This window comes from Pseudomonas sp. TH10, assembly GCF_016651255.1.
Classification (GTDB): Bacteria; Pseudomonadota; Gammaproteobacteria; order Pseudomonadales; family Pseudomonadaceae; genus Aquipseudomonas.
On record NZ_JAEKEG010000173.1, the window covers coordinates 1 to 26,275 of the forward strand.

Sequence of the window (26,275 nt, forward strand, 5' to 3'; positions counted from 1 at the left end):
ACCTGCGCGGAAAAGTGCGGGTACAAACCGACGGCGGCCTGAAAACCGGGCTCGACGTGATCAAGGCCGCAATCCTCGGCGCTGAAAGCTTTGGCTTCGGTACCGCGCCAATGATCGCCCTGGGCTGCAAATACCTGCGCATCTGCCACTTGAACAACTGCGCCACCGGCGTCGCGACCCAAAACGAGAAGCTGCGCAAGGATCACTACATCGGCACCGTCGACATGGTGGTGAACTTCTTCACCTACGTCGCCGAAGAAACCCGTGAGTGGCTGGCCAAGCTGGGCGTGCGCTCCCTCGAAGAGCTGATCGGTCGTACCGATCTGCTGGACATCCTCGAAGGCCAGACCGCCAAGCAGCAACACCTGGACCTGACCCCGTTGCTCGGCAGCGATCACATCCCGGCGGACAAGCCTCAGTTCTGCGGTGTTGAGCGCAACCCGCCATTCGACCAAGGCCTGCTGGCCGAGAAAATGGTCGAGATGGCGACCTCGGCGATCAACGACATGAGCGGTGCCGAGTTCGACCTGGACATCTGCAACTGCGACCGTTCGATCGGCGCGCGGATCTCCGGCGAAATCGCGCGCAAGCACGGCAACCAGGGCATGGCCAAGGCGCCGATCACCTTCCGCTTCAAAGGCACTGCGGGTCAGAGCTTCGGCGTGTGGAACGCCGGTGGCCTGAACATGTACCTCGAAGGCGACGCCAACGACTACGTCGGCAAAGGCATGACTGGCGGCAAACTGACCATCGTGCCGCCCAAGGGCAGCGTTTATAAGACTCAGGAAAGCGCCATCATCGGCAACACCTGCCTGTACGGCGCCACGGGCGGCAAGCTGTTCGCCGCCGGCACCGCAGGCGAGCGTTTTGCGGTGCGTAACTCCGGTGCTCATACCGTAGTCGAAGGCACGGGCGATCACTGCTGCGAGTACATGACCGGCGGTTTCGTCTGCGTCCTGGGCAAGACCGGCTACAACTTCGGTTCAGGCATGACCGGCGGTTTCGCCTACGTGCTTGACCAGGACAACAGCTTCGTTGACCGGGTCAACCACGAACTGGTGGAAATCCAGCGCATCAGCGGCGAAGCGATGGAAGCCTATCGCAGCCACCTGCAAAACGTGCTGAACGAGTACGTCGCGGAAACCGACAGCGAGTGGGGTCGTGAACTCGCCGAAAACCTCGATGACTACTTGCGCCGTTTCTGGCTGGTCAAACCGAAGGCGGCGAGTCTGAAATCTCTGCTCTCCAGTACTCGTGCCAACCCGCAGTGATATGCGCCTGAAGAGTTTGATGAGGTTTTGAAGATGGCCGAACGTCTCAGTAACGACTTTCAATTCATCGATGTCGGGCGCAAAGATCCGAAGAAGAAACTGTTGCGTCAACGCAAGAAAGAGTTCGTCGAAATCTACGAACCGTTCAAACCCCAGCAGTCGGCCGATCAGGCTCACCGCTGCCTGGGTTGCGGCAACCCGTATTGCGAATGGAAGTGCCCGGTGCACAACTTCATTCCCAACTGGCTGAAATTGGTGGCCGAGGGCAACATCCTCCAGGCCGCCGAGCTGTCGCACCAGACCAACACCTTGCCGGAAGTCTGCGGCCGGGTGTGCCCGCAGGATCGTCTGTGCGAGGGTGCGTGCACCCTCAACGACGGCTTCGGCGCGGTGACCATCGGTTCGGTCGAGAAGTACATCACCGACACCGCATTCGCCATGGGCTGGCGCCCGGACATGTCCAAGGTCAAGCCGACCGGCAAGCGTGTTGCGATTATCGGCGCGGGCCCGGCCGGTCTGGGCTGTGCCGACGTACTGGTGCGTGGCGGCGTGACCCCGGTGGTATTCGACAAGAACCCGGAAATCGGCGGCCTGCTGACCTTCGGTATTCCCGAGTTCAAGCTGGAAAAGACTGTGTTGAGCAATCGCCGCGAAGTCTTCACCGGCATGGGCATCGAGTTCCGTCTCAACACCGAAGTCGGCAAAGACGTGACCATGGAGCAACTGCTCGCCGAATACGATGCGGTGTTCATGGGCATGGGTACTTACACCTACATGAAGGGCGGCTTTGCCGGTGAGGACCTGCCGGGCGTTTATGACGCACTGGACTTCCTGATTGCCAACGTCAATCGCAACCTGGGCTTTGAAAAGTCGCCGGAAGATTTCGTCGACATGAAAGGCAAGAAGGTTGTGGTACTCGGCGGCGGCGACACGGCGATGGACTGCAACCGCACGTCGATCCGTCAGGGCGCCAAGTCGGTGACCTGTGCCTATCGTCGTGACGAAGCGAACATGCCCGGCTCGCGCAAAGAGGTGAAGAACGCCAAGGAAGAAGGCGTGAAATTCCTCTACAACCGCCAGCCAATCGCCATCGTCGGCGAAGACAAGGTTGAAGGCGTGAAGGTGGTCGAGACCCGTCTCGGCGAACCGGACGCCCGTGGCCGTCGCAGCCCTGAGCCGATCCCGGGCTCCGAAGAGATCATCCCGGCTGACGCCGTGGTCATCGCCTTCGGTTTCCGCCCGAGCCCGGCGCCGTGGTTCGAACAGTTCGAGATCCAGACCGACAGCCAGGGTCGCGTCGTTGCGCCTGAGCAAGGTCAGTACAAGCACCAGACCAGCAACCCGAAAATCTTTGCCGGTGGCGACATGGTGCGCGGTTCCGACCTGGTGGTGACGGCAATCTTCGAAGGCCGCAATGCCGCCGAAGGGATCCTCGACTACCTGGGCGTCTGATCACTTTCCAATAGCTTGAAATGCAATACCTGTGGGAGCTGGCTTGCCAGCGATGCAGACACCTCGGTTTGTCAGATTGACCGAGATGGCGCAATCGCTGGCAAGCCAGCTCCCACAGTGTTTTTTGGTGTGGCCAAAACCGCACTCCAGCGCGACAAATTGACCCGATAGACAAAAGGCTGACCTGCAACCGTGCCTTTTGCGTCGCGCTCTGAGAAAATGCCCGCACTTTTTTTCCGGATGCCGACATGACTGCCCTGAAGAACGACCGTTTCCTCCGCGCCCTGCTCAAGCAACCCGTAGACGTCACCCCCGTGTGGATGATGCGCCAGGCCGGCCGCTACTTGCCGGAATACCGCGCCAGCCGTGCCCACGCCGGTGATTTCATGAGCCTGTGCATGAATCCGGAATTCGCCTGCGAAGTCACCATGCAACCGCTCGACCGCTATCCCCAACTGGACGCGGCGATCCTGTTTTCCGACATCCTCACCATCCCCGACGCGATGGGCCAAGGCCTGTACTTCGAGACTGGTGAAGGCCCGCGCTTCAAAAAAGTCGTCAGCACCCTCGCTGATATCGAAGCCTTGCCGATTCCTGATCCGCACAAAGACCTTGGCTACGTGATGGACGCCGTCAGCACCATTCGCCGCGAGCTGAATGGCCGTGTGCCGCTGATCGGCTTCTCCGGCAGCCCGTGGACGCTGGCCACTTACATGGTCGAAGGCGGTTCGTCGAAAGATTTCCGCAAGACCAAAGCGATGCTCTACGACAACCCGCAAGCCATGCACCTGCTGCTGGATAAACTGGCGCAGTCGGTGACCTCGTACCTCAACGGCCAGATCATGGCCGGCGCGCAAGCGGTGCAGATCTTCGATACCTGGGGCGGCAACCTGTCGGCGGCGGCATATCAGGAGTTCTCGCTGGCCTACATGAAGAAAATCGTCAGCGGCCTGATCCGCGAAAACGACGGTCGCAAGGTGCCGGTGATCCTCTTCACCAAAAACGGCGGCCTGTGGCTGGAAAGTATCGCCGAGGCTGGCGCCGACGCGCTGGGCCTGGACTGGACCTGCGACATCGGCAACGCCCGCGCCCGCGTTGGCGACAAGGTTGCCCTGCAAGGCAACATGGACCCGACCGTGCTCTACGCAAAACCGGAAGCGATCCGCACCGAAGTCGGACGCATTCTGGCCAGCTACGGCAAGGGCAGCGGCCACGTGTTCAACCTCGGCCACGGCATCACCCCTGAGGTTGATCCTGAGCATGCCGGTGCGTTCCTGCGCGCGGTGCATGAACTGTCGGCGCAGTATCACGAGTGATCGCCACACCATAAAACACGCCCGGCCAAATGCCGGGCGTTTTTGTTTGGAACACGATCAAAAGATCGCAGCCTGCGGCAGCTCCCATACTGTAGGAGTTGCCGAAGGCTGCGATCTTCTGCTTTTAAGCTTTAACACCACCCAGCGGCGGCAATTTCGCCAACTTCAATGCCACCAGCAGCGCAATCACCAGCAAGGTACCCACGAACAACCCGATCCCGTTCCAGCCACCCAGGTGCCAGAACACCCCACCCGCCGTGCCGGCAATGCTCGACCCAGCGTAATAACTGAACAGATACAACGACGACGCCTGCCCCTTGGCCTTGGTCGCGCGGCGGCCGATCCAGCTGCTCGCCACCGAATGCGCGCCGAAGAAGCCAAAGGTGAAGATCAGCATGCCGATGATCACCAGCGGTAAAGGTGTGAACATGGTCAGGGCGAGGCCGACGAACATCAGCGCAATCGTCGCCCACAGCACCTTGCGCCGCCCCAGCTTATCGGCCAGCGAACCGATCTTCGCTGAGCTGTAGATCCCCGACAGATACACCACTGACAGCAAACCGACGAACACCTGATCAAGCTGATATGGCGCAGCCAGCAAGCGGTAACCGATGTAGTTGAACAGGGTGACGAACGCGCCCATCAGCACGAACGCTTCAAGGAACAGCAGCGGTAGGCCGGCATCGCGAAAGTGCATGGTGAAGCCATCAAGCAGGCTGCGCGGGTGCAGCGAGCGCGAGCGGAAGTTGCGTGACTCCGGAAGAATTTTCCAGAACACCGCCGCCGCAATCATCGCCAGACCGCCGATCACCAGCATCGCCGTGTGCCAACTGACGAAGTCGATCAGCACGCCGGTGATCAAGCGCCCGCTCATCCCGCCAATGGCGTTGCCGCCGATGTACAAACCCATCGCCAGGCCAATGTGCTGCGGGTGAATCTCTTCGCTCAGGTAGGTCATGGCCACCGCCGCCAGGCCGCTCAACGACAGGCCGATCAACGCGCGCATGATCAGTACGCCTTCCCAGCTCGGCATCATGGCACTGGCCATGGTGCACAGCGCCGCTGCGAACAGTGCGGTGACCATCACCGGCTTGCGTCCGACCCGATCGGAAATGGGCCCGGTGATCAGCAGGCCGATGGCGAGCATGCCAGTGGCCACCGAGAGAATCAGGCTGCTCTGGGCTGCATTGATCGAATATTCGTGGGACAGCAGCGGCATCATCGGCTGCACGCAATACAGCAGGGCAAAGGTCGCGAAACCGCCGCTGAACAACGCCAGCACCGTGCGCATGAACATCGGCGTGCCTTTTTCGATGTAGATCTCTTGCAGCTCGGCGACGACATCGTCCACCGCAGCAGGCGGGACTTCATGGGCCAGGGGGGCGACAGCTGTTTTCACTTCAGACCTCGGAGGACACGGCCAGGCAGGCAATGAAAAAATCATATAGCTGGCTAATGTTTCTATCCAATATATTGTTCGACCTGTTTGATAGCTTTAACGACCTAATGGGGTTTTCATGGAATTGCGTCATCTGCGCTACTTCATCGCCGTTGCCGAAGAACTGCATTTCGGCCGCGCCGCACAGGTGCTGGGCATCTCGCAACCGCCCTTGAGCCAGCAGATTCAGGCACTGGAGCAAGAGGTCGGCGCGCGGTTGTTTGAACGTACCAATCGTCGGGTCGAACTCAGCGAGGCGGGTCGGTTGTTTCTGCAGGAGGCGCGGCTGGTGCTGGCGCAGGTCGATAAAGCTGCCGACGTCGCCCGTCGGGCGCAATTGGGCGAGCTGGGGGAGCTGAAAATCGGCTTTACCTCATCGGCGCCATTCAACTCGACCATCCCCCAGGCGATTTTCGCATTCCGCCAGCGCTTCCCGGCGGTGCATTTGAACCTGCGGGAAATGAGCAGCACCCAGGTGGCGGACGCGCTGGTGGATGAGTCGATTGAAGTCGGCATCATGCGCCCGCTGGGGCTGCCGGATTCCCTGAGCGTAGTCGAGCTGATGAGTGAACCGCTGGTGGCGGTACTCAGCTCCAAACATCCGCTGGTGAACGGCAGCGAGGAGGGGTTGTTCCTGTCAGCCTTGGCCCTCGAACCTTTCGTGTTTTTCCCGCGCAGCTACGGCAGCGGCCTTTACGCGCAACTGCTGAGCCTGGCCCGCGACTCCGGTTTCAGTCCGCACTTCGCCCAGGAGGCTGGCGAGGCAATGACCATTATCGGGTTGGTGGCTGCAGGGTTGGGCGTCTCGGTGCTGCCGGCGTCTTATCAGCGGATGCGGATTGACGGAGTGGTGTACCGGCCCTTGCTCGATCCGGCGGCGGTGTCGGCGGTCTGGCTGGTGCAGCGCAAGGACCAGAAATCGCCGATGGCGCGGGCGTTTGTGGAGTTGTTGACGAGGAAGGTCGAGCCGCTGCAAGCGTGACTGCCTTGGCTTGAGTTCACTCCGTAGGAGCTGCCGAAGGCTGCGATCTTTTGATCTATATGTGTTTCAAGACCACCGCCGAAAAATCAGCGAAGTATTCACCCCGCCAAACGCAAAATTATTGTTCATCACATACTGATTACTCATCTGCCGGAATTCGCCGCGCAGGTAATCGAGCTTGCCGCAGTGCGGGTCGATGTCGTCCAGATTGAAGGTGTGGGCATACAGGTCGCGGTTGAGCATTTCAATGCTGAACCACGACTCCAGCGCCCCGCAGGCCCCAAGGGTGTGACCGAGAAAGCTTTTCTGCGAGCTGATCGGCATGTGTTCGCCGAACAAACTGCTGGTCGCCAGTGTTTCGGCAATGTCGCCCTGTTCTGTAGCGGTGCCGTGGCCGTTGACGTAGCCGATGGCGTCCGGCGTCAGCCCGGCGTCTTCCAGCGCCAGTTCCATTGCGCGGCGCATGGTGACTTGCTCGGGGCGGGTGGTGTGCTGTCCGTCGGCGTTGCTGCCGAAACCGACAAGCTCAGCGTGTATGTGCGCGCCGCGGGCGAGGGCGTGCTCCAGCTCCTCGAGCACCAGCATGCCGCCGCCTTCACCGATCACCAGGCCGTCGCGGCCTTTGTCGTAGGGGCGCGGGCTGGTCTGTGGGGCATCATTTTTCAGGCTGGTCGCATAGAGCGCGTCGAAGACCATGGCTTCGGTCGGGCACAGTTCTTCGGCGCCACCGGCGAGCATCAACGGCAGGCGACCGAACTTGATCGCCTCGTAGGCGTAACCGATGCCCTGACTGCCACTGGTGCAGGCGCTGGACGTCGGGATCAGACGCCCGGTGAGGCCGAAGAAGATGCTGATATTGGCGGCAGTGGTGTGCGGCATCATCCGCACGTACGAGTTGGCGTTGAGGCCCTCGGCCACCGAGTTGAGCAGCATGTTGCCGAACGCTTTGATCTCGTCGGTGCTGCCAGTGGACGAGCCGCATGCCACGCCCATGCGTCCGTCCTTGATCGATTCATCGCCCAGCAGCCCGGCATCGGCCAGCGCCTGCTCCGCAGCACCGACCGCCAGCCGCGAGACCCGGCCCATGCTGCGCAGCTGCTTGCGCGTCCAGTGCGACGGCACGACAAAATCATCGATCGGTCCGGCCAGACGCGTGTTGAGTTCACTGAAGCGATCCCACTCATCCATCCGGCGGATGCCGCTGCGGTTGGCCGCAAAGTTGCCGGCGATGGTCTCCCAGTCGCTGCCCAGCGAGGTGATGCCGGCCATGCCGGTGACGACGACGCGCTTCATCAGCACAAGCCTCCATTGACGGCCAGAACCTGGCGGGTGATGTACGACGCTTCCGCCGACATCAGGAAATTCACCGCACCAGCGACCTCTTCAGGGGTGCCCATGCGTTGCGCGGGGATCATTTTCATCAGTTCTTCCACCGGCACGTTTTCATCGAGCATCGCTGTGTCGATCAGACCCGGCGCGACGCAGTTCACGGTGATTTTGCGCTTGCCCAGCTCAATCGCCAACGCTTTCGCCGCGCCGATCACGCCGGCTTTCGAGGCGCTGTAATTGACCTGGCCACGGTTGCCGATCAGCCCCGAGACGGACGTGATGCAGACAATCCGCCCCGCGGCGCGGCGACGAATCATCGGCATCATCACCGGATGCAGGACGTTGTAGAAACCATCGAGGTTGGTGCGCATCACCACATCCCAATCATCCTCGCTCAGCGCCGGAAAAGCACCGTCGCGGGTCAGTCCGGCGTTGAGCACCACGCCATAATAGGCACCGTGAGTTTCTACGTCCGCTTCAAGGATCACCTTGCAGCTGGGGCGGTCGGACACATCGAATTGCAGTATGCGGGCTTTTCGCCCCAAGGCTTCGACCTCTTTCTTGACCGCGCCAGCTTCCGCCAGGCCACTGCGGCAATGCAGCACGATGTCATGGCCGGCCTGGGCCAGGCGCAGGGCAATGGCGCGGCCGATACCACGGCTGGAGCCGGTGACCAGTATGGATTCAGTCATGACTGGACTCCTTTGATTCATCAAGATATTGCGCGGCCTGAGGCGGGCGGAACACGTTCAGACGAGCGGTGGCGTGGATGCCGGGGGCATTGATATGACATTCGAATACACCCATGCCGTTCTCATCTTCCAGTGAGCGCAGCCCGTGTATGGTCAGCTCGGTGCCAACCGGGAAGTGTTCGACATTGCATTCGAACTTGCGGGTACCGAGCAGGAAACCCAGCTCGACCGCATCGCCGCGCTGGCGGGCGTGGCAACCGGCATAGGCGGCGACGCTCTGGGCCATCAGCTCGATGCCGACCCAGGCCGGCAAGCTGCCGTCGGGGCGGCTGAACAGGCCTTCAGGCCTGACCACCAGGCGGGTGTGGATCTGCTCCTCGTCGAACGACAGGATCTGTTCGATCAGGATCATGTCGCCAGCGTGCGGCAGCAGTTCGGCGAGCGGCCAGTCGATCATGGTGCGTCTCCGATTATCAGGCTGACGTTGTTGCCACCGAAGGCGAAGGAATTGCTCATCAGGTAGCGCGGTGCAATGGACGACAGGCGATCCGTGCCGGTCACCCAATTCAGCGGTGGCAGGTCCGGGTCGGGTTGGCCATCCCAGACATGCGGCGCCAAGGCGTGCTGCAGATTTTCCTTGCACAGGCTCAGCCAGCAGAACGCAGCTTCCAGGGCGCCCGCTGCGCCGAGGGTGTGGCCGGTAAGCGGTTTGGTCGACGAGCAGGGCACGCCCGCCGGGAACAGGGTGGTCACCGCCAGGCTTTCCATCGAATCATTATGGTGTGTGGCCGTGCCGTGCAGGTTCAGGTAGGCAATCTGGCCCGGTTGCAGATTCGCACGATCCAGGGCCTTGCGCATGGCCTGCAGGGCGCCGCGGCCAGCCGGTTCCGGCGCGGAAATATGGTGTGCATCGGAACTTGCACCGCTGCCCAGCAGCGCAATCGACGGGCTGCCGCCGGGCTGTCTGGTCATCAGGAACAGTACGGCCGCTTCGCCGATGTTGATGCCGTTGCGATTGACTGAAAAGGGGTTGCAGCGCTGACCGGACACGGCCTCCAGCGCAGAGAAACCGTTGAGGGTCAGTTTGCACAGGCTGTCGACCCCGCCGCACAGCACCGCATCGCACAACCCCATGTTCAACAGGCGCTGGGCGCTCATCAGTGCCCGGGCACTGGAGGTGCACGCGGTAGAGATGACATAGGCCGGACCGCTGGTTTGCAACCAGTCGGCGAGGAAATTCGCCGGCGCGCCGAGTTCCTGTTGCTGGTAGTTGTAGTCAGCGGGAAACACGTCCTCGCGAATGTAATGGGCCAGGCCGCGGCTGGCTTCGTCTATGCCTGAAGTGCTGGTGCCCAGGACCACGCCAATGCGATGGCGGCCGTAGGTCGCAATCGCCTGGTCAATGTCCTCGCGAATCTGCAGGGCGGCTTCCAGCAGCAGCTGATTGTTGCGGCTGGCTTGCTCCGTGAGTTCGACAGGGATGGCCGCGAGTTCGCCGCGCACAGCCGCCACCGGCACCGTACGATCGACAATCCAGCCGGCTTCGTCGCGCATGCCGGAGCAGTCGCCGGCAAACAGGTTGCGGCTGACTTCCTCCTTGCCCCGACCCAGGGCGCAGATCACCCCGAGGGCATTCAAATAGGCAGTCATGGCGTATCCCCGCTCAGGGGCGTGACCTGGTATTTCGGACCTTTGGGCAGGGTCAGATCGAAGTTTTGCGGTTGCGTGTAGCGCACGTCCCAACGCTCGGGCAATGACCGTTGCGGACCGTGTTGCCAGGCGGTCGGATAGTTGCCTTGCAATTGATCCCTGGGGGTCAGCGCAAACAGCAAGGCAGCGAACAGTTCCCGCGCTTCGGCATTGGGTGGCAGCAGGCCGTCGGCGTGCCAGGCGCCGTCGACCAGTTTCTGCCGGGCCTGGGGAATGCCCAGCAGGTCCATCATCGACCAGCGAATGCCCGGCCCTTCGCGCTGGATCACCAGCACCCAGTCCAGGCGCTGGTCGGCTTGCAGGCGCTGGATATGCAGTTGCATGGGCAGTGCCAGGTCAGGCGTTTGCTCGGGCAGCGGCGCCCGGCTGGTGCAGGCGCTCAGCAGCAGTGTACCGAGCAGCAAACATGTGGGAGCCAGCCTGCAGGAGGTGAATTGCGCGGTGTTGAAAATACTCATCAAACGGCACCTTCAAGCGGTTTGCGCGCAACCACATTGACCAGGGTTTCTTCTCGCTCACCAACGGCTTTTGGCCGTTGCAGGCCCAGGCGCTCCAGCAGGCCGAAATCCCTGGCGCGACTCCACCACAGGTAGGGGTAGGACACGTTCTGCGGGCCGAACTCGAAACCCTGTTGGCGAATCATCTGCAGATACCCGGCGGCACTTTTTGCACATGCATGGGATGGCGAAACAACCAGCGAATCACCCAGGTATCAATGTAAGCCTCGGTGGATTCGGCGAACAGCAGATACCCTCCAGGTTTCAATACCCGATAGAACTCGGCCAGGGCCAGGTCCTGCTCTACCAGATGATGGAACGTCTGGTGACAGAACAACAGGTCGACACTGGCGTCCGGCAGTTGAATGCTCGCGCAGTCACTGCCGATCAATTCCACTTCGATGCACTGGCGAGCGGCTTCTTCACGGCTGAGTTCGAGACTGTGAGGGTCTGCATCCAGGCCGGTCAGGCGTTGTGGTGCAAAGGTCTGGTGCAACAGCTGGAACGACTTACCCTGGCCACAACCGGCATCGAGCAGCACGGGATGAGCGGGTGGTGGTTCGCTGAACAGGCTGCGCAGGTCATTGATCGCCACCCGCAACACGTGGTGCTGCCAGGTGTGGCTGCGCAGGAACCAGAAACCGAAGCGGGTTTCCTCGACGTAATTGTCGCTCAGGAAACTCATGTGGCGTCCCTTGCACACAGTTCCGAGAGCATCCGCAGCCGGCGTTTGGGTTCGGCGACGAACGGGTTGCGTTCGTCCCAGGCATAACCGGCGAGGATCGCGCTGATCATGCGGCGAATGTCCGGTGAACTGCCCGGATGGTAGATCACGTCCTGGAAGGTTCCGGCATACCAGCCTTCCACGTAGCAGCGAAACGTATCGACGCCGCGCTTGAGCGGGGCGGCGAACTCGCTTTCCCAGTCGACATTTTCACCCTGCAGTTGGCGGTGCAGTACCGCAGCGGCCATGCTCGCCGAGCGCATGGCAATGGTCACGCCCGAGGAAAACACCGGGTCCAGGAATTCGGCGGCGTTGCCCAGCAGCGCGTAGCCGGGCCCGTGCAGGGATTTGACGTTGGCCGAATAACCACCAATGGTGCGCGCGGGGGTATCCCAGACTGCGTTGTCGAGCACGGCCGACAGGCTTGGGGTTTCGGCGATAAAACCGCGCAGGCAGTCGTCCAGATTGTCCGCGCGCCCCGCGAAATGTTCCGCCGCCGCGACCACGCCCACAGAGCACCGGCCATTGCTGAACGGGATGGTCCAGAACCAGATATCGCGCCGGGTCGGATGGGTGGTGACGAGGATTTTGCTGCGATCGAAGGCCGGGTTGTCGATATGGTCTTCGACATGGGTGAACACGGCCTGGCGCACCGGAAAATTCGACGGTGCTTCGAGGTCGAGCAGGCGCGGCAGGACCCGCCCGTAGCCGCTGGCGTCGAGGATGAATTGGGCTTCGATGCGGTACTCACTGCCATCTTCGCGCAGCACGCCGAGCTGCGGTTTGGCCGGGTCGGGCACCACGCTGACGATGGTTTCACCGTAGCGGATTTCGACGCCTTGCAGCGCTGCCTGGTCCGCCAGCAGCTTGTCGAAATCGGCACGCAGTACCTGGAAGGTGGTCGGTTTGCCGTTGCTGAAGGTGTCGCCAAAATCGAACGCGCTGTACTGCTCGCCCCAGGCGAAGGCCGCACCGGTTTTCAGTTGGAAGCCGGCGGCGTTTACTGCATCGAGCATGCCCGCTTCCTCGACGAAGTCCAGGCAGTGGGACAGCAGGCTTTCGCCAATGGAAAACCTCGGGAAATGCTGACGCTCGATCATCAGCACATCATGCCCTTTGCGTTTAAGCAAAGCGGCGGCGATGGCACCCGAAGGGCCTGCGCCGATGACAACCACCTGGCGACATTCCGTTTCAACTGTTGGCATGGGGGTTCCTTGCCGGGGCGGCGATGTTCATGGGGATTCGGTGCATGCCGACCAGTGCCGGCAGCAATGTCGCGATCAGTCCCATCAGCATCAGCGCAAAATACAGCGCCGGGCTGATGAGATGTTGTTGCAGCAGCAGGTTGAGAAAGACGATCTCGCTCAAACCGCGAATATTCAGCAGGACGCTTTCCCGCCAGCGACTGGCGCCTTCAAACGAAGCACCGGCCCAGCCCAGGCCCAGCCAGTTGCCCAGCAATTTGCTGGCTATCGGCAACACCAGCAATGCTGCCAGCTGCCCCCAGCCAAGGCTGGCCATGGCGCTATGGACGTCGATTTGCACGATGCCGAACGTGAGAATGAGCGGAATCGCGATGTTCGTCTGCAACCGGCTCATCCAGGCCGCCGGTAGCGGAAGGACTAATGGCACTTTCAAGGCCGCCATGCACAGCAGGTAGCCGATGCCGAGAATCAGTGCATTGAGCTTGAAGTGTTCGGCAACCACCAGCAGCGCGAAGAAACAGCCGCTGTGCAACAACGGTTGGCGCATGCCGAGCAGGCTCAGCAGTAACGGCAGGCAGGCTCCTGCCAATGGCAGCAGCAGACTGCTCAAGTGCAGGCTGCCCTGGGCGATGGCGAACAGGGTCCAGCACGTGAGGTCGATCAGGATGGCGGTCTGCACCAGGCGCCGCGTTGCAGTGCTCGGGTAGTTGATGTGCCGCAAGTAGAGGTACAGCACCGGGATCGCGGTAATGGCAAACACCAGGCCGATGGCCAGCGAGTTTAGCCACGGTTGCGCCGGCAGCAGCCAGCCTGCGACGGCGACGCCGCAGACAAACGGCACGGCAAAACTGGGCAGCGCGATTTTCACGCTCTGGCGATCCAGGCGCAGGTCGATCACGTCACTGAGGATGTGCCCGAGCAGCAGGGCAAAACTCAGGCTGTAGAGGTTCTTCAGCCACTCGGGGGCGATCAATTGTGCGCCGCTGAGTTGCCAGCCCGGCTCGATCCAGAAATACATCAGCAGTGGCAAGCCGAAGCTCGCCAGCAGTAACTGGCTGACAATCGGAATCAGACCCAAGTGACGGCCGATGCGGGTGGCCACGGCGAATAACGCCAGGGCCAGCAGCCAGAATCCGACGACCATCATGTTGTCGGCTCCGCAGCACTGACGCGCTGTTCATGGCGCCCGGCCCACGGCGCGAGCATGAAGCTGAACGCCAGACCGAGGCTGACCGACAAGCCGAAATTGCTCACCGCCGGTGTGCTGGAAACCGCCAGGAGCCCGAACGACAGCCATGTGGTCAGCGCCGCCAACAGCGTGCCGAGCAGACTCACCGCCGCACCGCCGACTTGCTCGCGCATGAGAATCGCGTAATCGACGCTGATCGCCGTGACCAGCAGCAGGCCGAACAGGCTGAACAAGGTCAGCGGCTGACCGAGCCAGCCAAGGCTGGCGAGACTGCACACCGCGGCCAGCAGCGGCAGAGTGACAATGCGCAAGGCGCCGCCAAGGCCGAACGGCAGGATCAGCACCAGCACTATCAGCACGCAGGAGGCCAGTTTCAACTCGGCGGCGCTGATCTGGGTCGCGGCGAAGACGCTGTTCAATTCACCCAGGCGATCGACCAGCTCCACACCCGGCAGGTCCAGGGCCTGAACCTGCAGCAACGCGGGGTTATTCAAGCCTTGCAGGCTCACCATAGCCGCTACGCCTCCGTCATCGGTCGAACCCAGCCACAGGGCGCGATAGGGCTCTGCCAGCGGGCCGCGTAGCGCCGTGTCGACATCCTGGATCGGCAACGCGCGCAAGCTTTCGATTTCGGCTTGCAGTGCTGCCACCGGCACGCCGAGATCAAGCAACGGCTGCCAGTGTTGCGCCAGTTTGTTCAGCGCTTCGCGAACCTGTACCTGTTCGCTGGGCGGGCTGACCAGTTGATTGAGGGACAGGTAACCCTGGAGTTTCTCCAGGTTGACCAGTTGATCGAGTCGCTCGCTCAGCGCGTTCTGGCGTTCGAGTAATTGCTGCTGATCGGCCGCGCGCACCAGGAAGAACTGGCTGGTGGGCTGATAACCGGTGATCCGGGCAATGGTCTGGGCTTCGTCCGTCAGCTGCTGGGGCGCGCCGACCCATTGGCGAATATCGTTCTTGCTGTCGAGCTGTAGCAGGCCGGCGACGCAGAAGGCGACCAGCACTGCCAGCAATACCGGGGTGCTGGCCCGCTTGAGCAGTGCTTCGCGGCACAGCAGCAAGCTTTCGCAAACCCTTAACGGCCATTGAGCAGGGCGCAATTGCACCCCCTTCAGCAATGCCGGTAGCAGGCATACCGCGCACAAGTAGGCGCCGATCAGACCCGCTGCGGAGAACACCGCGATCTGGGTCAGCGCTGGAAACGGAGTCCAGGCCAGGGCGAGGTAACCGATGCAACTGGTGATCAGGCTCAGCGTCAGGCCGGGCAAGGTCAGGCGCAGGGCTGGCCAGCTGCGCCAGGGTTTCAGGCTCCAGCTTTTGGACAGGTAATGCAGCGGGTAGTCGACCGCCACGCCGATCAGGCTCGAACCGAGCACCAGCGTCATCACATGCATATGGCCGAACAGGGCGACGCAGGCCACTGCACCGAAGAGCATGCCCACCAGCACCGGGACAAAGGCGAGCAAGACGCGCCAGCGCCGGAAGGCCAGCAGTAGCAATAATAGAATGCCGATCGTTGCGCCGCCGCCGACCCAGGTCATCTCGCGAGTGGCTTGCTGCTGGCCGTTTGCGGCATAGAGCAGGCCGCTCGCCGCCAACAGTTGTACCTTGGCCTGGGCGGCTTCGGCACGACTGTGCTGGAGCAAATCCGCGACTTTCAGTGGCAGGTTCATGTCGAAGGCATTGCCAGTGGTGCGTGCGCGCAGCAGCACCCAACTCTTGCCGTCGGCATCGGCGACCAACGCGCCGCTGCCGATGTCCAGTTGCACCGAACCGTGCTGCGGCTGGCTGTTCTGGATGCGTCCGGTCAGGCCCAGCCAATCGTCCTGGCTCGGCACCAGACTGAAACCGCTGAACGGATCGAACAGCGCTTGCACGCGTTGCTGAATAAAGACGTCGGGATGTTCGATCAGCAGTTGCCGATCATCCGCCGAGAGCATCGCCAGTCGTCCTTGCAGCAGTTGCGTGCGCAGGGCCGGGAGATCCGCTTGCAGGTTCCACTGCACTTTCTCGAACAATCCGCTGGCTTGCCATTGCTCGCCCAGGGTTTGCGCCATGGCCACCGCCTGCTGGCGATCAGCGTGGCCGACCAGCACCAGCATTTCGCGGTTCAAGGGTTCCTGCATGCGCTGCTCGGCGCGTGACTCCAGTGCATCCGGTGCCGTGCCTGGTACCAGCTCCATGAGGTTCGCCGACAGCGGCGCACCGTCGCGCCATTGCCAACCGGCCAGCGCACCGACTGCCAGTAGCAGCATCAGGAATAGCCAAGGCAGCCTGCGTTCACTCGGCAAAGTCATGTTGCTCCGAGTCGCTCAACGGTTGCGCGGCGGTACTGTCCTGCATGCGTAAAAGGGTGCTGTCGCCTTGGGTTTCCAGCAGTTCGATACTGTGCACCAACTCGGCCCCGGTAATGTTGATCTGGTTGAACACCTGCTTTAACAGCAGCGAACGCGGGATCAGGGTCAACTTCCAGTCCTTTGCATCGCCACTGAGCGACAGGTCGAAGTCTCGTTGCAGCCCGCTGCTGTCACCTTGCAGTACCGCGAGGAACAATCGGTTCTGCTCGGCTCCGGCGCTCTTGCCCGGCAGCATTTGCCAGCCGTTGCCGTCGCGCCGGGCGATGCCCTTGGCGGTGATCCGATAATCCTGCTGCAGCGGTGTTCTGAGCAGCCAGAGCAGGCCGTGGTTTTTCGCCAGGACGAATGTGCCCTTGCTGGTCAGCGGCTGGGGCAGGGCGCGCAGGTGTTTTTCCTGGATGAAACTGCCGTGGATCACGTCAGGTTTGCCCAGTTGATCGCTGAGCTGCTGCAGATCAAAAGCCTGGGCCAGTGAAGTACCCAGCAGCATGACGCCTGCCACCAGAAATTTGCAGCAGGTTGTCCGCCAGTTCATTCGAGCACCTTTTCCACTGCATCTGTAAAGATCTTCGGTGAAGCCAGTTGCATTTCGCGATTGCTCATATCGACGGCGACCTGTACGGATACGGCACGGGTCAGGCGTTCGCCGGTTTGCAGGTCAGTGATCAGGTAGTTGATCTTCAGGCGGTTTTCCCACTCGACCAGATTGGCCCGCACATTGAGCCGCTGACCGAACACCGCGCCACGTACATACCGCAGCTGCAGGTCGATCACCGGCCAGGCGTAGCCCGACTCGACCATGGCGCTGTAGTTGTGGCCGATGCGGTCCAGCAACGCACAGCGGGCGACTTCCAGGTATTTGATGTAATGGCCGTGCCAGACGACGTGCATGGTGTCGACGTCGAAAAACGGCACGAGGATTTGCGTATCGATGTGAAGCACGCCCTTGCTACGCATGCAGCCTCCAGTGTTGTTCGGCGATACGCTGCAGGCACAGGCGCAACTCGCTCTCCAGGGCCCGGTCCTCGATGACCGGCGGGAAATCTTCAGCCAGCTGCGCGTGCATGGCGGCAAGTGCCGGCGGCAATGTGCGCGCGTCCTCGGCTTTACTGCGTAACCAGACGCCCTGGTTGGCGGCCAGCAGCGTCGCGGCAGCCACTTGTTCGGTCAGCTCCAGCACGCGAATGGCATCCCGTGCAGCGATGGTGCCCATGCTCACCTTGTCCTGATTGTGACACTCGGTGGAGCGGGAAAAGACGCTGGCCGGCATGGTGTTCTTCAGGGCTTCTGCGGTCCACGCGCTCGTACCGATCTGCACCGCCTTGAAGCCGTGATTGAGCATCGCCCGATCAGCCGTGGCACCCGACAGATTACTCGGCAAGCCATGGTTGTAGCGCTCGTCGACCAATAGCGCGAGCTGACGATCGAGCAGGTCGGCGACGTTGGCAACCAGATTCTTCAGGCTGTCCATGGCGAACGCGATGTGGCCGCCATAGAAGTGCCCGCCGTGCAGCACGCGCTCGGCTTCGGCGTCGATGATCGGATTGTCATTGGCGCTGTTGAGTTCGGTTTCGATGAACGAACGCAGCCAGTTCAGGCTGTCGGCCAAGACGCCGAGCACGTGCGGCGCGCAACGCAGCGAGTAGCGATCCTGCAAGCGGTGCAGCGGTGCGGTTGGCGCGTCGATGGCCAGATCCTTGCGCAACCATGCTGCGACCTGCATTTGCCCCGGGTGCGGTTTGGCGGCGAACAGACGCTCATCGAAGTGTTCCGGATTGCCTTGCAGCGCGACCACATTGAGTGCGGTGATGCGGGTGGCCAGTTGCAGCAGGTAATCGGCTCGCGCGTAGGCCAGGCAGGCCAGGCCCGTCATGACGGCGGTACCGTTCATCAATGCCAGGGCTTCCTTGGGCCTGAGCACCAGGGGTTCCCAGCCCAGTTCGCGATGGACGTCGGCCGCTGGCCGGCGTTCGCCACGAAACATGACCTCGCGCTCGCCGGATAACGTCGCGGCGACATACGACAACGGAGTCAGGTCGCCGCTGGCGCCCACCGAGCCTTCCTCCGGTATCAGCGGCAGGATGTCGTGTGCAAGGAAGGCCTGGAGGCGTTCCAGCAGTTCCACGCGAACCCCCGACACACCCTGGCACAGCGACTGCAAGCGTGCAGCGAGCACCGCACGGGTGGCTTGCGCGTCGAGCAGTTTGCCCAGCCCGCAACCATGAAAGGTGTAGAGGTGACGCGGCAACGCTTCGACGTGATGCAGCGGCACCGCGACCACGCAGGAATCGCCGTAACCGGTGGTCACGCCGTAGATCACGCCTTCCTTGTCCAGCAACGAATCAAGAAACCGCGCGCCCTTGGCGATGCGCTCGCGATAGTCGGCGTCGCTCTGTAATTGCACGGGTGCCTGACGGTTGGCCAGGGCCAGCACGTCTTCGATGCGCAAAGGGCGTTCGCCGAAGGTTACCGGCTCATGGGTTGGCGTGGTCATCGGTCTTCCAGAAAGGGTAAAAGTTGAACCATTGTTGCGGCGCTTCGAGGCAATAGTGACTCAGACGCTGCGCATAGCGGGTGGCCCACTGATGAATGACCTGCTCGCGCTCGCTGCGCTTCCACACCACGGCGTCGGCGAAGGGTTCGAGGGTCAGGCGATAGTGGCCGTCCGGTTGTTTCAGGCACATCAGCAGATTGACCGGGCATTTCAGCAGGCCGGCCAGCAGCCACGGCCCTTGTGGGAGCGGTGCGGGGTGGCCGAGAAAATCGACGGTCACGCTGCGCCCGCCGTGCAGCGGCACGCGGTCGCCGGCGATCGCCAGCCACTCGCCGCGCTCGAGGCGTTCGTGCAGTTGCAGCATGATCACCGGGTCGAGTTCGCTGACCTGAATCAAGCGCAGGTTGGTCGCGCCGGCCTCGCCCAGTAAACGGTTGAACTGCTCGGCGTGCTTGGTGTGTACCAGCACGTTCATGGTGACTTTTTCGCCGATCTCCGCCAGTGCCCGGCAGACTTCAAGGTTGCCCAGATGTGCGCCGACCAGCAGTTGCCCGCGACTGCCGCGCAACTGCTTGCGCAGCAGCGCCGGGTCGATGATTTCGATCTGTTCGATACGCAGCTTGCCGTTCCATACGTCGAGCTTGTCGAGCATCGAATCGGCGAAAGCCATGAACTGGCCAAATACCCGCCAATGAGTCGGGCGCAAATCTTCGCGTTGACTGCAGACGGCCAGCCGTTGCTGATACTGCCAAGCGCTACGGCGCGCCGTGCGGCCGAACAGGAAAAAGTACAGGACGATGCCGTACAGCAACGGGCTGAGCAGACGCCGGCCAAGGACTTTGGCGGCGAACGCGGTGAATTTCATCAGCAGGAAACTGCCGCGCTCTTCGCGATCGGCCCAGTGCGCCTTGTTGTTGCTCATGTGCGCCACCGCTGCCAGAGCATCGCCGGCGCGCGCAACAACATGCCGAAAAACAGCCGCGTGTGCATGCTCGAAATCAGTACGTTGTCGTGGAGCAGGCGAAAGTGTGACACGCCATCCAGCGGATAATGCACCCGGGTGGGCCGCCACAGCATCGGTTGATTGCGCCAGGCCAGGCGCACCAGGATGTCCGAGTCGAAATCCATTCGCTTGCCGATTTTCGCCGAGTCGATCAAGGCCAGCACGGGCGGCAACGGATACACGCGAAAGCCGCACATCGAGTCGCGAATCTGCAGCGACAGGGTGTTGATCCAGACCATCACGTGGGTCAGGTAGCGGGCATACAGGCGGCCCTTGGGGACGCTGGCGTCGTATTGCGGGTAACCGCAGATCACCGCCTCGGGGTGGGCGCGAGACTGCTCGATGAAGGTGCCGATGTCCTGCAGGTCGTGCTGGCCGTCGGCGTCCACCTGCAATGCGTGAGTAAAACCCAGGCGCGCCGCTTCGCGCAGACCGGTCATGACCGCACCGCCCTTGCCCTGATTGGCGGCGAGGCGAATCAGGAATACCTTTTCGCGCAGCGCCAGGTGATCGAGCACTTTTGCACAGGACGGGGCACTGGCGTCGTCCACCAGGATGCAGGGAAGACCGCTGCCAAGTACCGCCTCGACCACGGTGGTAATCGCGGTTTCGTGGTTGTAGACCGGGATGACGGCGCAAGGGTTATGCATGAGCACGTCCCCTGGGCGATTGAGTGCGCAGCACTTGCCATAATCAGGCATCGCTCGCCGCCTCCAGCAGAATCCGTCCACTGGAACAGGTCGCGGTTTCATTGCGATAAGCGAAATACAGCTTGCCGCGCACCGGATCAAAACGCAGGTGCAACTGGACCTGATCCCCCGGGCGCACCAGTTGCTGGAATTTCAGGACTTCCATACCGGCGAATTTTTCCGGCAGGTTCATCAATCGTTGGCCCAGGGCGAGGGCCCAATCGACCTGCACCACACCGGGCAACACCGGTGCCTTGGGGAAATGGCCGCTGAAGAACGCCAGGTCCGGTGGCACCGCCAATTGCAGGCTCCACTCGCCATCGTCTTCGATCTGTTGCAGTACTTCTGGCAATTTCGGTCGAGCAGCCAGCAATAACCCCTCGACATCCGCTTGCGGCAGCTTGCCCTGGCTGTTGAACGGCAGTTGTCGCAGAAAACGCCAGCGTCGCGGCAACGCCAGGGTTTCGCAGTGCAGGCCCAGGTGCTGGCGCAGCTCCTCGGTAACGGCGCGCCGGCCCTGGTTGCGCAACGCGTGCAAGCCTGACTCGCTCAAGACCAGCAGCGCGCCCAGCGACGCGCGGTTTTCCTGCACCACACCCATGCGTGCTTCAGTCACCCAATCATGGGTGCTCAACGCCTGTTCGAGCATTGGAAGCGAGATACGTTTTTCTTCCAGTTTGACGATTCGGTCCAGCCGCCCCTGTAGCTCAAAACGGCCGTCGGCGGCAATTTGCGCGGCATCGGCGGTATGTTCAACGTGGCCTGGGGGCATGTAGGGAGAGCTGACAAGCAACGCACCGTCACTGTCCAGCGCCAGTTCAACGTCGGCAAATGGCTGCCAGGGCTCATCGGCCTGGCGCCAGGCAATACCGCCGGTTTCCGAGCTGCCGAGGATTTCCGTCGGCCATTGCTGCAGGCGCTGGTGCAGGCTTCGCGCCGCTTCGGCCGGCAAGGCGCCACCAGAAGAAAATACCCGGCGAACCGCACTCAGGGCGGGCCAGTCAAGGTTGTCGCCCATGCGCTTGAGCAGCGCCGGGCTGGCGACCCAGGCGAAGGTCGGGCACTCGCGGCTGGCGCGCTGCAGATCTTCCGGAAACGCCAGCTGCTTGCGCACGAACGGCCGACCGGCGCACAGCGGCCACAGCACCCGGAAGAGCAACCCATAGATGTGCTGGGTGGCGACGCTGCCGATGATGCAGGCCTGGCCAAGGTCGGCACCCCAGAGGGTCTCCAGGGCCTGCACTTCATTGGCCAACTGGCCCAGGGTTTTGTCGATGCGCTTGGGCTCGCCACTGGAACCTGAAGTGCACAGGCTGAGTTGGCATTGGTCCAGGTCGAACTCGACTGCACCCAGGGGCGCGCCCCGGTAATCCTCCAGATGGGCGTCGTCGGCCAGGTCGGTCAGCCACAGGTCGACTTCCGTGGACCAGCGTTGCCGGGTAACGGGTTGCAGGTCGGCCGGAAGTAGCACGCTGGCGCCGGCGCGCCAGGCGCCAAGCAGGGCGACGGCCAGGTCGGCGGCGTCTTCCAGGTGCACGGCAACGCGCCGTATGCCCTGGCTTTCGAGGCCGGCAGCCAGGCGCAGTGCGCGTTCGCACAGCTGGGCGTGGGTCAGCACCGGCCCGGCCGTCACGGCGCGCTCTGGTTGAGCCTTGAGCAGCAGTTGCTCAAGTTTAATCCAGTTCATGGGTGGCCTCGTACCCGTTGTCGTATCAGCCATTCAATGGCAAACATCAGGCCGATCAATCCATAGGAGATCAGGCCGGTGTACAACATCCACCAATTCAGCGGCGCCCACAGGGTCAGCAGGGCGGCGCACAAACCGTTGCAGAAGAAAAACACGCTCCAGGCCACCGTGACCTTTCGGGTGTAGCGAATCGCAATGTCCGGCAGTTCCGGCTCGCGCAACCGCGCGAGTCGCTCGACCATTGGCGGGCCGTATTTCAGGCTCAGGCCGAACAGCACCAGCATGAAGCCGCTGATCAGCACCGGATACCAGCGCAGCAACAGTGGACTGTCGAACAATGCCAGCAGCAGGCAAAAAATGATCGCGGTGACGGCCATCCACAGGCTGCCGGGTTTGCGTTCGCCGCTCAGCGCCCGCGCCAGCCACAGGCTGCCCAGCAGCAGACCGAACTGCCACGGAGCGAAGTGCTCCATGCCGAAATACACCGCAAAGGGGTAAAGCAGACCGGCCAGCAGCAGGCCGAGGCCGATCAATCGGCTCATGCGGCCGGTTGAACCAGGCGGTAGACCGCCTCGACCACGTCACCGACAGTGCGCACCGATTTGAATTCTTCGGCAGCGATTTTCTTGCCGGTCTGACGCTTGATGTGATCGATCAGATCGACCGCATCGATGCTGTCGATTTCCAGATCCTGATACAGATTGGACTCCAGGCTCACACGCGCCGGATCGAGTTCGAACAGCTCGACCAGGGCATCGCGCAGGGTGTTGAAAATGTCTTCACGAGTTTGCATGGTCCGGTCTCAAGCTGCCTGTTTTGCCGTGACGAACGCCGCAAGGCTCGCCACGTTGGTGAAATGGTTGCGGGTGTCTTTGGCGTCGGCGTCGATCTTGATGCCGTACTTTTTCTGGATCGCCAGACCCAGTTCCAGCGCGTCGACAGAATCCAGGCCCAGGCCTTCGCCGAACAGCGTCTGCTCGTCGCCGATGTCGTCGACGCTGATGTCTTCGAGGCCGAGGGCGTCGATGATCAGCGTTTTAATGTCACGATTCAGATCGCTCATCTTCGGCGAGCTCCTTAATAAAGTAAGAGTGCAAATAATCGTTGAGCTTGCGCGAGGCTTGCGGTGCAGGCCCCTGCGCGGCAAAGGTCTGTGGGTCTATATCGGCCCCGACCTGAAAACTGAAGTGCACGCGGCGATTGGGGATCCGATACCACGGTTCGGCTTTGGTCAGCGTGGTCGGGTTGACCTTGATGATCACTGGCGTGAGGATTTTCGCACCGCGCAGGGCAATCGCCGCCGCACCCCGATGAAAGGCTGGCGCCTGCCCCGGCTGGGTGCGCGTGCCTTCGGGGAAAATGATCAGAGTCTGGCCGTTTTGCAGGGACTCGGCGGCGGCATCGAGCATGTCCATGCTGCCGTCGTTGCTGATGTATTCGGTGCTGCGCAAGGGGCCACGGGTAAAAGGGTTTTCCCAGAGGCTTTTCTTCACCACGCAATTGGCCTGGCGCACCAGGCCGATAAGAAACACCACGTCGATCAGCGACGGGTGGTTGGCGATGATCATCTGCCCAGGACGGCCCAAGCGCTCGGCGCCTTGAATGTCATAGGTCAGCACACCGGTGCGGGCCATGAACCGTACGAAAAACCAGAACAGGCGACTGACGGTTTGCCGTGCGCGTTGGCGCTGTTTTAGCGCATCACCGGGCAGGCAGCCAAGCAGCGGAAACACCAACACACGCAGGCACAGCCCGCCAAGCCCGAACAGCGCGAAGCTGGCGGCGGTGGCGAGCAGGCGCCAGTAATAGGCGTCGCGGTGTTTCTCGGTCACGGGTTGCGTTGCCAGGTCCATACACGATTTTTCCACGCATGTTGGCAGGTAGTCTGCTGGCCGAGCAGGGTATGCAAGAGATTCAGGGCATGGGGCCAGTGAGCGTTTGACACTGTATCCGTAGCGCTGTTCAGGGACAGCTGCCAATCGTTGCCGGGTGTGATCAGAAGGCCCAGTGCATAAGGGAACGGCACGTCGTCGATCCACTGTGAATAGGCGGCCGGTGGTTGTTCTTCGCTGATCACCAGCAGTACCGCAGGTGCGCCTTCATTGAGCAGCGCTGCGGCTTCCAGCATGCCGTGCTCGAGGCCGTCGCCAGCCGCGGCGAGGGCGGTCATTTCGCTGGTTTCGCCGCGCATGATCGACCACAGGCCAATGATCGCGTTGTGCACGGAAAGGCTGAACTGAGTCGGTGACAGCGGCTGCTCGGTCGCTAGATCGCTGAGGATCTCGTAGGTGCGTGGGGTTTCGCCATGGCGAGAGACGAACACCAGCGGCAGGTTTTCCCGTCCGTCGGCCAGCGGCCAGCCGACACTGAACGCCATGCGTGCCAGGCGACTGAGACGGCGGCGTTGCATGGCCGGCAAGAATGACACATCGGGCGCGGCTTCACTGCTCTGGAGCGCGACTGGCTGTCTGCTCCAGGCCTGCCAGTCGTCCACGCTGTCGAGCCCAGGGGCCCACGCGCGCCATTGGGCGATGTTGAAGTTGATCACGGACATTCATCCCGCCCCTGCGGGCTTTCATTGACGCGGTGAGTCACGGAACCAGCGACAAGCATGGCGCGGCGTCAAGCGCCAGGTGGCGCGCATTATCCCGGTGCAGCCAGCGGGTAGCAAATGCTGGTTACATTTTGCTCAAGGAAAATGGACCGGCTGGTTCCTCGGTAAATATCATTTGGCATTATCCATATCGGCACCAGCGTGTATGTCGGCTCAATCCGATCATCCTGTCTGATCTTGGCCCTTTTTTATTCAGAGTTTTCGCATGACCCTGTAGTCCAATTCCCAACGAGGTAGCGAAGCGACGCTTGGGACCACTACACTCGGTCATTCTTTGATACACGGAGGTTTCGACATGCGGCGCGTGGTGTTCAATCAGAAAGGTGGCGTAGGCAAATCCAGCATTGCCTGCAATCTGGCGGCGGTCAGCGCCAGCGAGGGCTATCGCACCCTGTTGGTGGATCTCGATGCGCAGGCCAACTCCACTCAGTATCTGACCGGGCTCACTGGCGACGACATCCCGATGGGGATTGCCGATTTTTTCAAGCAGACGCTGTCCTCGGGGCCGTTCTCGAAGAAGAATCAGGCAGACATCTACGAAACACCGTTCGACAACCTGCACATCATCACGGCGACCGCCGAGTTGGCCGACTTGCAACCCAAGCTTGAGGCCAAGCACAAGATCAACAAGTTGCGGAAGTTGCTTGATGAGCTGTCCGAAGACTACGACCGAATTTACCTCGATACGCCGCCGGCGCTGAATTTCTATGCGGTATCAGCGCTGATTGCCGCTGATCGTGTGCTCATTCCCTTCGATTGCGACAGCTTCTCGCGCCAAGCCTTGTACGGCTTGCTTGCGGAAATCGAAGAATTGAAGGAAGACCACAACGAAGGTCTGGAAGTTGAAGGCATCGTGGTCAACCAATTCCAGGCCCGCGCCAGTCTGCCGCAGCAAATTCTTGATGAGTTGATTGCCGAAGGTTTGCCGGTGCTGCCGGTGTACCTGACCAGTTCGGTGCGGATGCGTGAGTCGCACCAGGCCAATACGCCGCTGATTCATCTGGACCCACGGCACAAGTTGACCCGGCAGTTTGTGGAGCTGCATAACCTGCTGGAAAACGCCTGAAGATCAAGATCGCAGCCTCGGCAGCTCCTGCAGGGTCCGATATGGACCATGGTTCTGTAGGAGCTGCCGAAGGCTGCGATCTTTTAGGCGGTGGTCAGATCCCCTGGCTACGCAACCAGCTCATCAACTGTGGCAATGCAAACGCCCCGCTCTGGCGCGCCACTTCCCGCCCGTTCTTGAACAGAATCAAGCTGGGAATCGAGCGAATCCCCAGTTGAGCCGACAACTGCTGGTTGGCCTCGCTGTCCAGCTTGGCCAGCCGGCATTTGCCTGCCAGCTGCGCGGCCGCCTGTTCGAACACCGGCGCAAATGACTTGCACGGGCCACACCAGTCGGCCCAGACGTCTACCAACAATGGCAAATCACCCTTGATCTGGCTGGCGTAATCTCCTTGCTTGAGTTCAAAAGGGCTCTTCAACAACACTGGCGCTTTGCAGCGACCGCATTTCGGCTGATCAGCCAGGCGCCCGGCCGGGATCCGATTGAGCCCGTTGCAATGGGGGCAGGGGATGAGCAGTGGTTCGGTCATGAGCAAGGATCCTGATAAGAAGCCGATTTGA

The 26,275-nt window shown here is 61.6% G+C and carries 26 protein-coding genes and 1 pseudogene; 5 read left to right on the forward strand and 22 right to left on the reverse strand.

The features are described from left to right. The 3 genes from JFT80_RS22745 to hemE form a co-directional block, all read left to right on the forward strand. The coding region (locus JFT80_RS22745) for a glutamate synthase-related protein (protein WP_242483034.1) at positions 1-1,271 on the forward strand (1,271 nt) is incomplete at its 5' end. Between the two features lie 33 nt (positions 1,272-1,304). After that, positions 1,305-2,723, forward strand: a complete 1,419-nt coding sequence (locus tag JFT80_RS22750; protein WP_039757038.1) for an FAD-dependent oxidoreductase — start codon at positions 1,305-1,307, stop codon at positions 2,721-2,723. Between the two features lie 248 nt (positions 2,724-2,971). Beyond that, entirely contained in the window at positions 2,972-4,039 is a 1,068-nt protein-coding gene (gene hemE, locus JFT80_RS22755) for a uroporphyrinogen decarboxylase (protein ID WP_007909440.1), read from the forward strand. Positions 4,040-4,163: 124 nt separating this feature from the next. Here the strand turns inward: hemE and JFT80_RS22760 are convergent, their stop codons facing one another. Next, the gene (locus tag JFT80_RS22760; RefSeq protein WP_201149582.1) at positions 4,164-5,438 is read right to left on the reverse strand and encodes an MFS transporter; all 1,275 of its coding nucleotides are present in this window, start codon (positions 5,436-5,438) and stop codon (positions 4,164-4,166) included. A 118-nt stretch (positions 5,439-5,556) separates the two neighbouring features. Between JFT80_RS22760 and JFT80_RS22765 the strand changes: the two genes are divergently transcribed. Beyond that, positions 5,557-6,459: a LysR family transcriptional regulator gene (locus JFT80_RS22765; protein WP_201149584.1), complete on the forward strand. Its 903-nt coding sequence runs from the start codon at positions 5,557-5,559 to the stop codon at positions 6,457-6,459. Positions 6,460-6,525: 66 nt separating this feature from the next. Here the strand turns inward: JFT80_RS22765 and JFT80_RS22770 are convergent, their stop codons facing one another. The 20 genes and pseudogenes from JFT80_RS22770 to JFT80_RS22865 form a co-directional block, all read right to left on the reverse strand. Continuing rightward, a complete protein-coding gene (locus JFT80_RS22770) occupies positions 6,526-7,752 on the reverse strand; it encodes a beta-ketoacyl-ACP synthase (RefSeq protein ID WP_201149586.1) in 1,227 nt (408 codons plus the stop codon). Continuing rightward, on the reverse strand, positions 7,752-8,480 hold the full coding sequence (gene fabG, locus JFT80_RS22775) for a 3-oxoacyl-ACP reductase FabG (protein ID WP_201149588.1): 729 nt from the start codon (positions 8,478-8,480) through the stop codon (positions 7,752-7,754). Before fabG ends, JFT80_RS22770 begins: the two co-directional genes overlap by 1 nt. Further along, positions 8,473-8,937 (reverse strand): hotdog family protein, encoded by a 465-nt coding sequence (locus tag JFT80_RS22780; protein ID WP_122841495.1) that lies wholly within the window; start codon positions 8,935-8,937, stop codon positions 8,473-8,475. Before JFT80_RS22780 ends, fabG begins: the two co-directional genes overlap by 8 nt. Continuing rightward, positions 8,934-10,130: a beta-ketoacyl-[acyl-carrier-protein] synthase family protein gene (locus tag JFT80_RS22785; RefSeq protein ID WP_201149589.1), complete on the reverse strand. Its 1,197-nt coding sequence runs from the start codon at positions 10,128-10,130 to the stop codon at positions 8,934-8,936. The genes JFT80_RS22780 and JFT80_RS22785 overlap by 4 nt, the downstream gene beginning before the upstream one ends. Beyond that, positions 10,127-10,648 (reverse strand): hypothetical protein, encoded by a 522-nt coding sequence (locus tag JFT80_RS22790; RefSeq protein ID WP_201149590.1) that lies wholly within the window; start codon positions 10,646-10,648, stop codon positions 10,127-10,129. Before JFT80_RS22790 ends, JFT80_RS22785 begins: the two co-directional genes overlap by 4 nt. Continuing rightward, positions 10,648-11,372, reverse strand: a pseudogene (locus tag JFT80_RS22795) (class I SAM-dependent methyltransferase). The gene JFT80_RS22790 and the pseudogene JFT80_RS22795 overlap by 1 nt, the downstream one beginning before the upstream one ends. Further along, entirely contained in the window at positions 11,369-12,616 is a 1,248-nt protein-coding gene (locus tag JFT80_RS22800) for an NAD(P)/FAD-dependent oxidoreductase (RefSeq protein ID WP_201149592.1), read from the reverse strand. Before JFT80_RS22800 ends, JFT80_RS22795 begins: the two are co-directional and overlap by 4 nt. Beyond that, the gene (locus tag JFT80_RS22805) at positions 12,603-13,763 is read right to left on the reverse strand and encodes a sodium:proton antiporter (protein WP_201149594.1); all 1,161 of its coding nucleotides are present in this window, start codon (positions 13,761-13,763) and stop codon (positions 12,603-12,605) included. The genes JFT80_RS22800 and JFT80_RS22805 overlap by 14 nt, the downstream gene beginning before the upstream one ends. Then, the gene (locus tag JFT80_RS22810; RefSeq protein ID WP_201149596.1) at positions 13,760-16,102 is read right to left on the reverse strand and encodes an MMPL family transporter; all 2,343 of its coding nucleotides are present in this window, start codon (positions 16,100-16,102) and stop codon (positions 13,760-13,762) included. Before JFT80_RS22810 ends, JFT80_RS22805 begins: the two co-directional genes overlap by 4 nt. Next, a complete protein-coding gene (locus JFT80_RS22815; protein ID WP_225569311.1) occupies positions 16,086-16,697 on the reverse strand; it encodes an outer membrane lipoprotein carrier protein LolA in 612 nt (203 codons plus the stop codon). Before JFT80_RS22815 ends, JFT80_RS22810 begins: the two co-directional genes overlap by 17 nt. After that, entirely contained in the window at positions 16,694-17,119 is a 426-nt protein-coding gene (locus JFT80_RS22820; RefSeq protein WP_201149598.1) for a thioesterase family protein, read from the reverse strand. Before JFT80_RS22820 ends, JFT80_RS22815 begins: the two co-directional genes overlap by 4 nt. Next, positions 17,112-18,656, reverse strand: a complete 1,545-nt coding sequence (gene hutH, locus JFT80_RS22825) for a histidine ammonia-lyase (RefSeq protein ID WP_201149600.1) — start codon at positions 18,654-18,656, stop codon at positions 17,112-17,114. Before hutH ends, JFT80_RS22820 begins: the two co-directional genes overlap by 8 nt. Continuing rightward, positions 18,637-19,578 carry a glycosyl transferase gene (locus JFT80_RS22830; RefSeq protein ID WP_201149602.1) on the reverse strand — a complete coding sequence of 314 codons (942 nt, stop codon included), beginning with the start codon at positions 19,576-19,578 and terminating at the stop codon, positions 18,637-18,639. The genes hutH and JFT80_RS22830 overlap by 20 nt, the downstream gene beginning before the upstream one ends. Continuing rightward, complete coding sequence (locus JFT80_RS22835; RefSeq protein WP_122841675.1) at positions 19,575-20,309, reverse strand: glycosyltransferase family 2 protein; 735 nt, start codon at positions 20,307-20,309, stop codon at positions 19,575-19,577. The genes JFT80_RS22830 and JFT80_RS22835 overlap by 4 nt, the downstream gene beginning before the upstream one ends. A 43-nt stretch (positions 20,310-20,352) precedes the next feature. Further along, on the reverse strand, positions 20,353-22,035 hold the full coding sequence (locus JFT80_RS22840; RefSeq protein WP_201149604.1) for an acyl-CoA synthetase family protein: 1,683 nt from the start codon (positions 22,033-22,035) through the stop codon (positions 20,353-20,355). Next, a complete protein-coding gene (locus tag JFT80_RS22845) occupies positions 22,032-22,577 on the reverse strand; it encodes a hypothetical protein (RefSeq protein WP_201149605.1) in 546 nt (181 codons plus the stop codon). Before JFT80_RS22845 ends, JFT80_RS22840 begins: the two co-directional genes overlap by 4 nt. Then, complete coding sequence (locus JFT80_RS22850; RefSeq protein WP_201149607.1) at positions 22,574-22,828, reverse strand: acyl carrier protein; 255 nt, start codon at positions 22,826-22,828, stop codon at positions 22,574-22,576. Before JFT80_RS22850 ends, JFT80_RS22845 begins: the two co-directional genes overlap by 4 nt. A gap of 9 nt (positions 22,829-22,837) precedes the next feature. Continuing rightward, the gene (locus JFT80_RS22855) at positions 22,838-23,098 is read right to left on the reverse strand and encodes a phosphopantetheine-binding protein (RefSeq protein WP_201149609.1); all 261 of its coding nucleotides are present in this window, start codon (positions 23,096-23,098) and stop codon (positions 22,838-22,840) included. Then, positions 23,079-23,888 (reverse strand): 1-acyl-sn-glycerol-3-phosphate acyltransferase, encoded by an 810-nt coding sequence (locus JFT80_RS22860; RefSeq protein ID WP_201149611.1) that lies wholly within the window; start codon positions 23,886-23,888, stop codon positions 23,079-23,081. Before JFT80_RS22860 ends, JFT80_RS22855 begins: the two co-directional genes overlap by 20 nt. Continuing rightward, positions 23,864-24,589: a beta-ketoacyl synthase chain length factor gene (locus JFT80_RS22865; RefSeq protein ID WP_201149613.1), complete on the reverse strand. Its 726-nt coding sequence runs from the start codon at positions 24,587-24,589 to the stop codon at positions 23,864-23,866. The genes JFT80_RS22860 and JFT80_RS22865 overlap by 25 nt, the downstream gene beginning before the upstream one ends. A 355-nt stretch (positions 24,590-24,944) precedes the next feature. Between JFT80_RS22865 and JFT80_RS22870 the strand changes: the two genes are divergently transcribed. Continuing rightward, positions 24,945-25,715, forward strand: coding sequence for a ParA family protein (locus JFT80_RS22870; RefSeq protein WP_201149615.1), 771 nt, complete (start codon positions 24,945-24,947; stop codon positions 25,713-25,715). A gap of 94 nt (positions 25,716-25,809) precedes the next feature. Here JFT80_RS22870 and trxC read toward each other — a convergent pair whose 3' ends face one another. Then, on the reverse strand, positions 25,810-26,244 hold the full coding sequence (gene trxC / locus JFT80_RS22875; protein ID WP_201149616.1) for a thioredoxin TrxC: 435 nt from the start codon (positions 26,242-26,244) through the stop codon (positions 25,810-25,812). Positions 26,245-26,275 lie beyond the last annotated feature (31 nt).

Bases quoted from the DNA above. Each gene is read 5' to 3' on its own strand.
- JFT80_RS22750 (WP_039757038.1), top strand. From the start codon at position 1,305: ATGGCCGAACGTCTCAGTAACGACTTTCAATTCATCGATGTCGGGCGC.
- hemE (WP_007909440.1), top strand. From the start codon at position 2,972: ATGACTGCCCTGAAGAACGACCGTTTCCTCCGCGCCCTGCTCAAGCAA.
- JFT80_RS22765 (WP_201149584.1), top strand. From the start codon at position 5,557: ATGGAATTGCGTCATCTGCGCTACTTCATCGCCGTTGCCGAAGAACTG.
- JFT80_RS22770 (WP_201149586.1), bottom strand. From the start codon at position 7,752: ATGAAGCGCGTCGTCGTCACCGGCATGGCCGGCATCACCTCGCTGGGC.
- fabG (WP_201149588.1), bottom strand. From the start codon at position 8,480: ATGACTGAATCCATACTGGTCACCGGCTCCAGCCGTGGTATCGGCCGC.
- JFT80_RS22780 (WP_122841495.1), bottom strand. From the start codon at position 8,937: ATGATCGACTGGCCGCTCGCCGAACTGCTGCCGCACGCTGGCGACATG.
- JFT80_RS22785 (WP_201149589.1), bottom strand. From the start codon at position 10,130: ATGACTGCCTATTTGAATGCCCTCGGGGTGATCTGCGCCCTGGGTCGG.
- JFT80_RS22790 (WP_201149590.1), bottom strand. From the start codon at position 10,648: ATGAGTATTTTCAACACCGCGCAATTCACCTCCTGCAGGCTGGCTCCC.
- JFT80_RS22800 (WP_201149592.1), bottom strand. From the start codon at position 12,616: ATGCCAACAGTTGAAACGGAATGTCGCCAGGTGGTTGTCATCGGCGCA.
- JFT80_RS22805 (WP_201149594.1), bottom strand. From the start codon at position 13,763: ATGATGGTCGTCGGATTCTGGCTGCTGGCCCTGGCGTTATTCGCCGTG.
- JFT80_RS22810 (WP_201149596.1), bottom strand. From the start codon at position 16,102: ATGACTTTGCCGAGTGAACGCAGGCTGCCTTGGCTATTCCTGATGCTG.
- JFT80_RS22815 (WP_225569311.1), bottom strand. From the start codon at position 16,697: ATGAACTGGCGGACAACCTGCTGCAAATTTCTGGTGGCAGGCGTCATG.
- JFT80_RS22820 (WP_201149598.1), bottom strand. From the start codon at position 17,119: ATGCGTAGCAAGGGCGTGCTTCACATCGATACGCAAATCCTCGTGCCG.
- hutH (WP_201149600.1), bottom strand. From the start codon at position 18,656: ATGACCACGCCAACCCATGAGCCGGTAACCTTCGGCGAACGCCCTTTG.
- JFT80_RS22830 (WP_201149602.1), bottom strand. From the start codon at position 19,578: ATGAGCAACAACAAGGCGCACTGGGCCGATCGCGAAGAGCGCGGCAGT.
- JFT80_RS22835 (WP_122841675.1), bottom strand. From the start codon at position 20,309: ATGCATAACCCTTGCGCCGTCATCCCGGTCTACAACCACGAAACCGCG.
- JFT80_RS22840 (WP_201149604.1), bottom strand. From the start codon at position 22,035: ATGAACTGGATTAAACTTGAGCAACTGCTGCTCAAGGCTCAACCAGAG.
- JFT80_RS22845 (WP_201149605.1), bottom strand. From the start codon at position 22,577: ATGAGCCGATTGATCGGCCTCGGCCTGCTGCTGGCCGGTCTGCTTTAC.
- JFT80_RS22850 (WP_201149607.1), bottom strand. From the start codon at position 22,828: ATGCAAACTCGTGAAGACATTTTCAACACCCTGCGCGATGCCCTGGTC.
- JFT80_RS22855 (WP_201149609.1), bottom strand. From the start codon at position 23,098: ATGAGCGATCTGAATCGTGACATTAAAACGCTGATCATCGACGCCCTC.
- JFT80_RS22860 (WP_201149611.1), bottom strand. From the start codon at position 23,888: ATGGACCTGGCAACGCAACCCGTGACCGAGAAACACCGCGACGCCTAT.
- JFT80_RS22865 (WP_201149613.1), bottom strand. From the start codon at position 24,589: ATGTCCGTGATCAACTTCAACATCGCCCAATGGCGCGCGTGGGCCCCT.
- JFT80_RS22870 (WP_201149615.1), top strand. From the start codon at position 24,945: ATGCGGCGCGTGGTGTTCAATCAGAAAGGTGGCGTAGGCAAATCCAGC.
- trxC (WP_201149616.1), bottom strand. From the start codon at position 26,244: ATGACCGAACCACTGCTCATCCCCTGCCCCCATTGCAACGGGCTCAAT.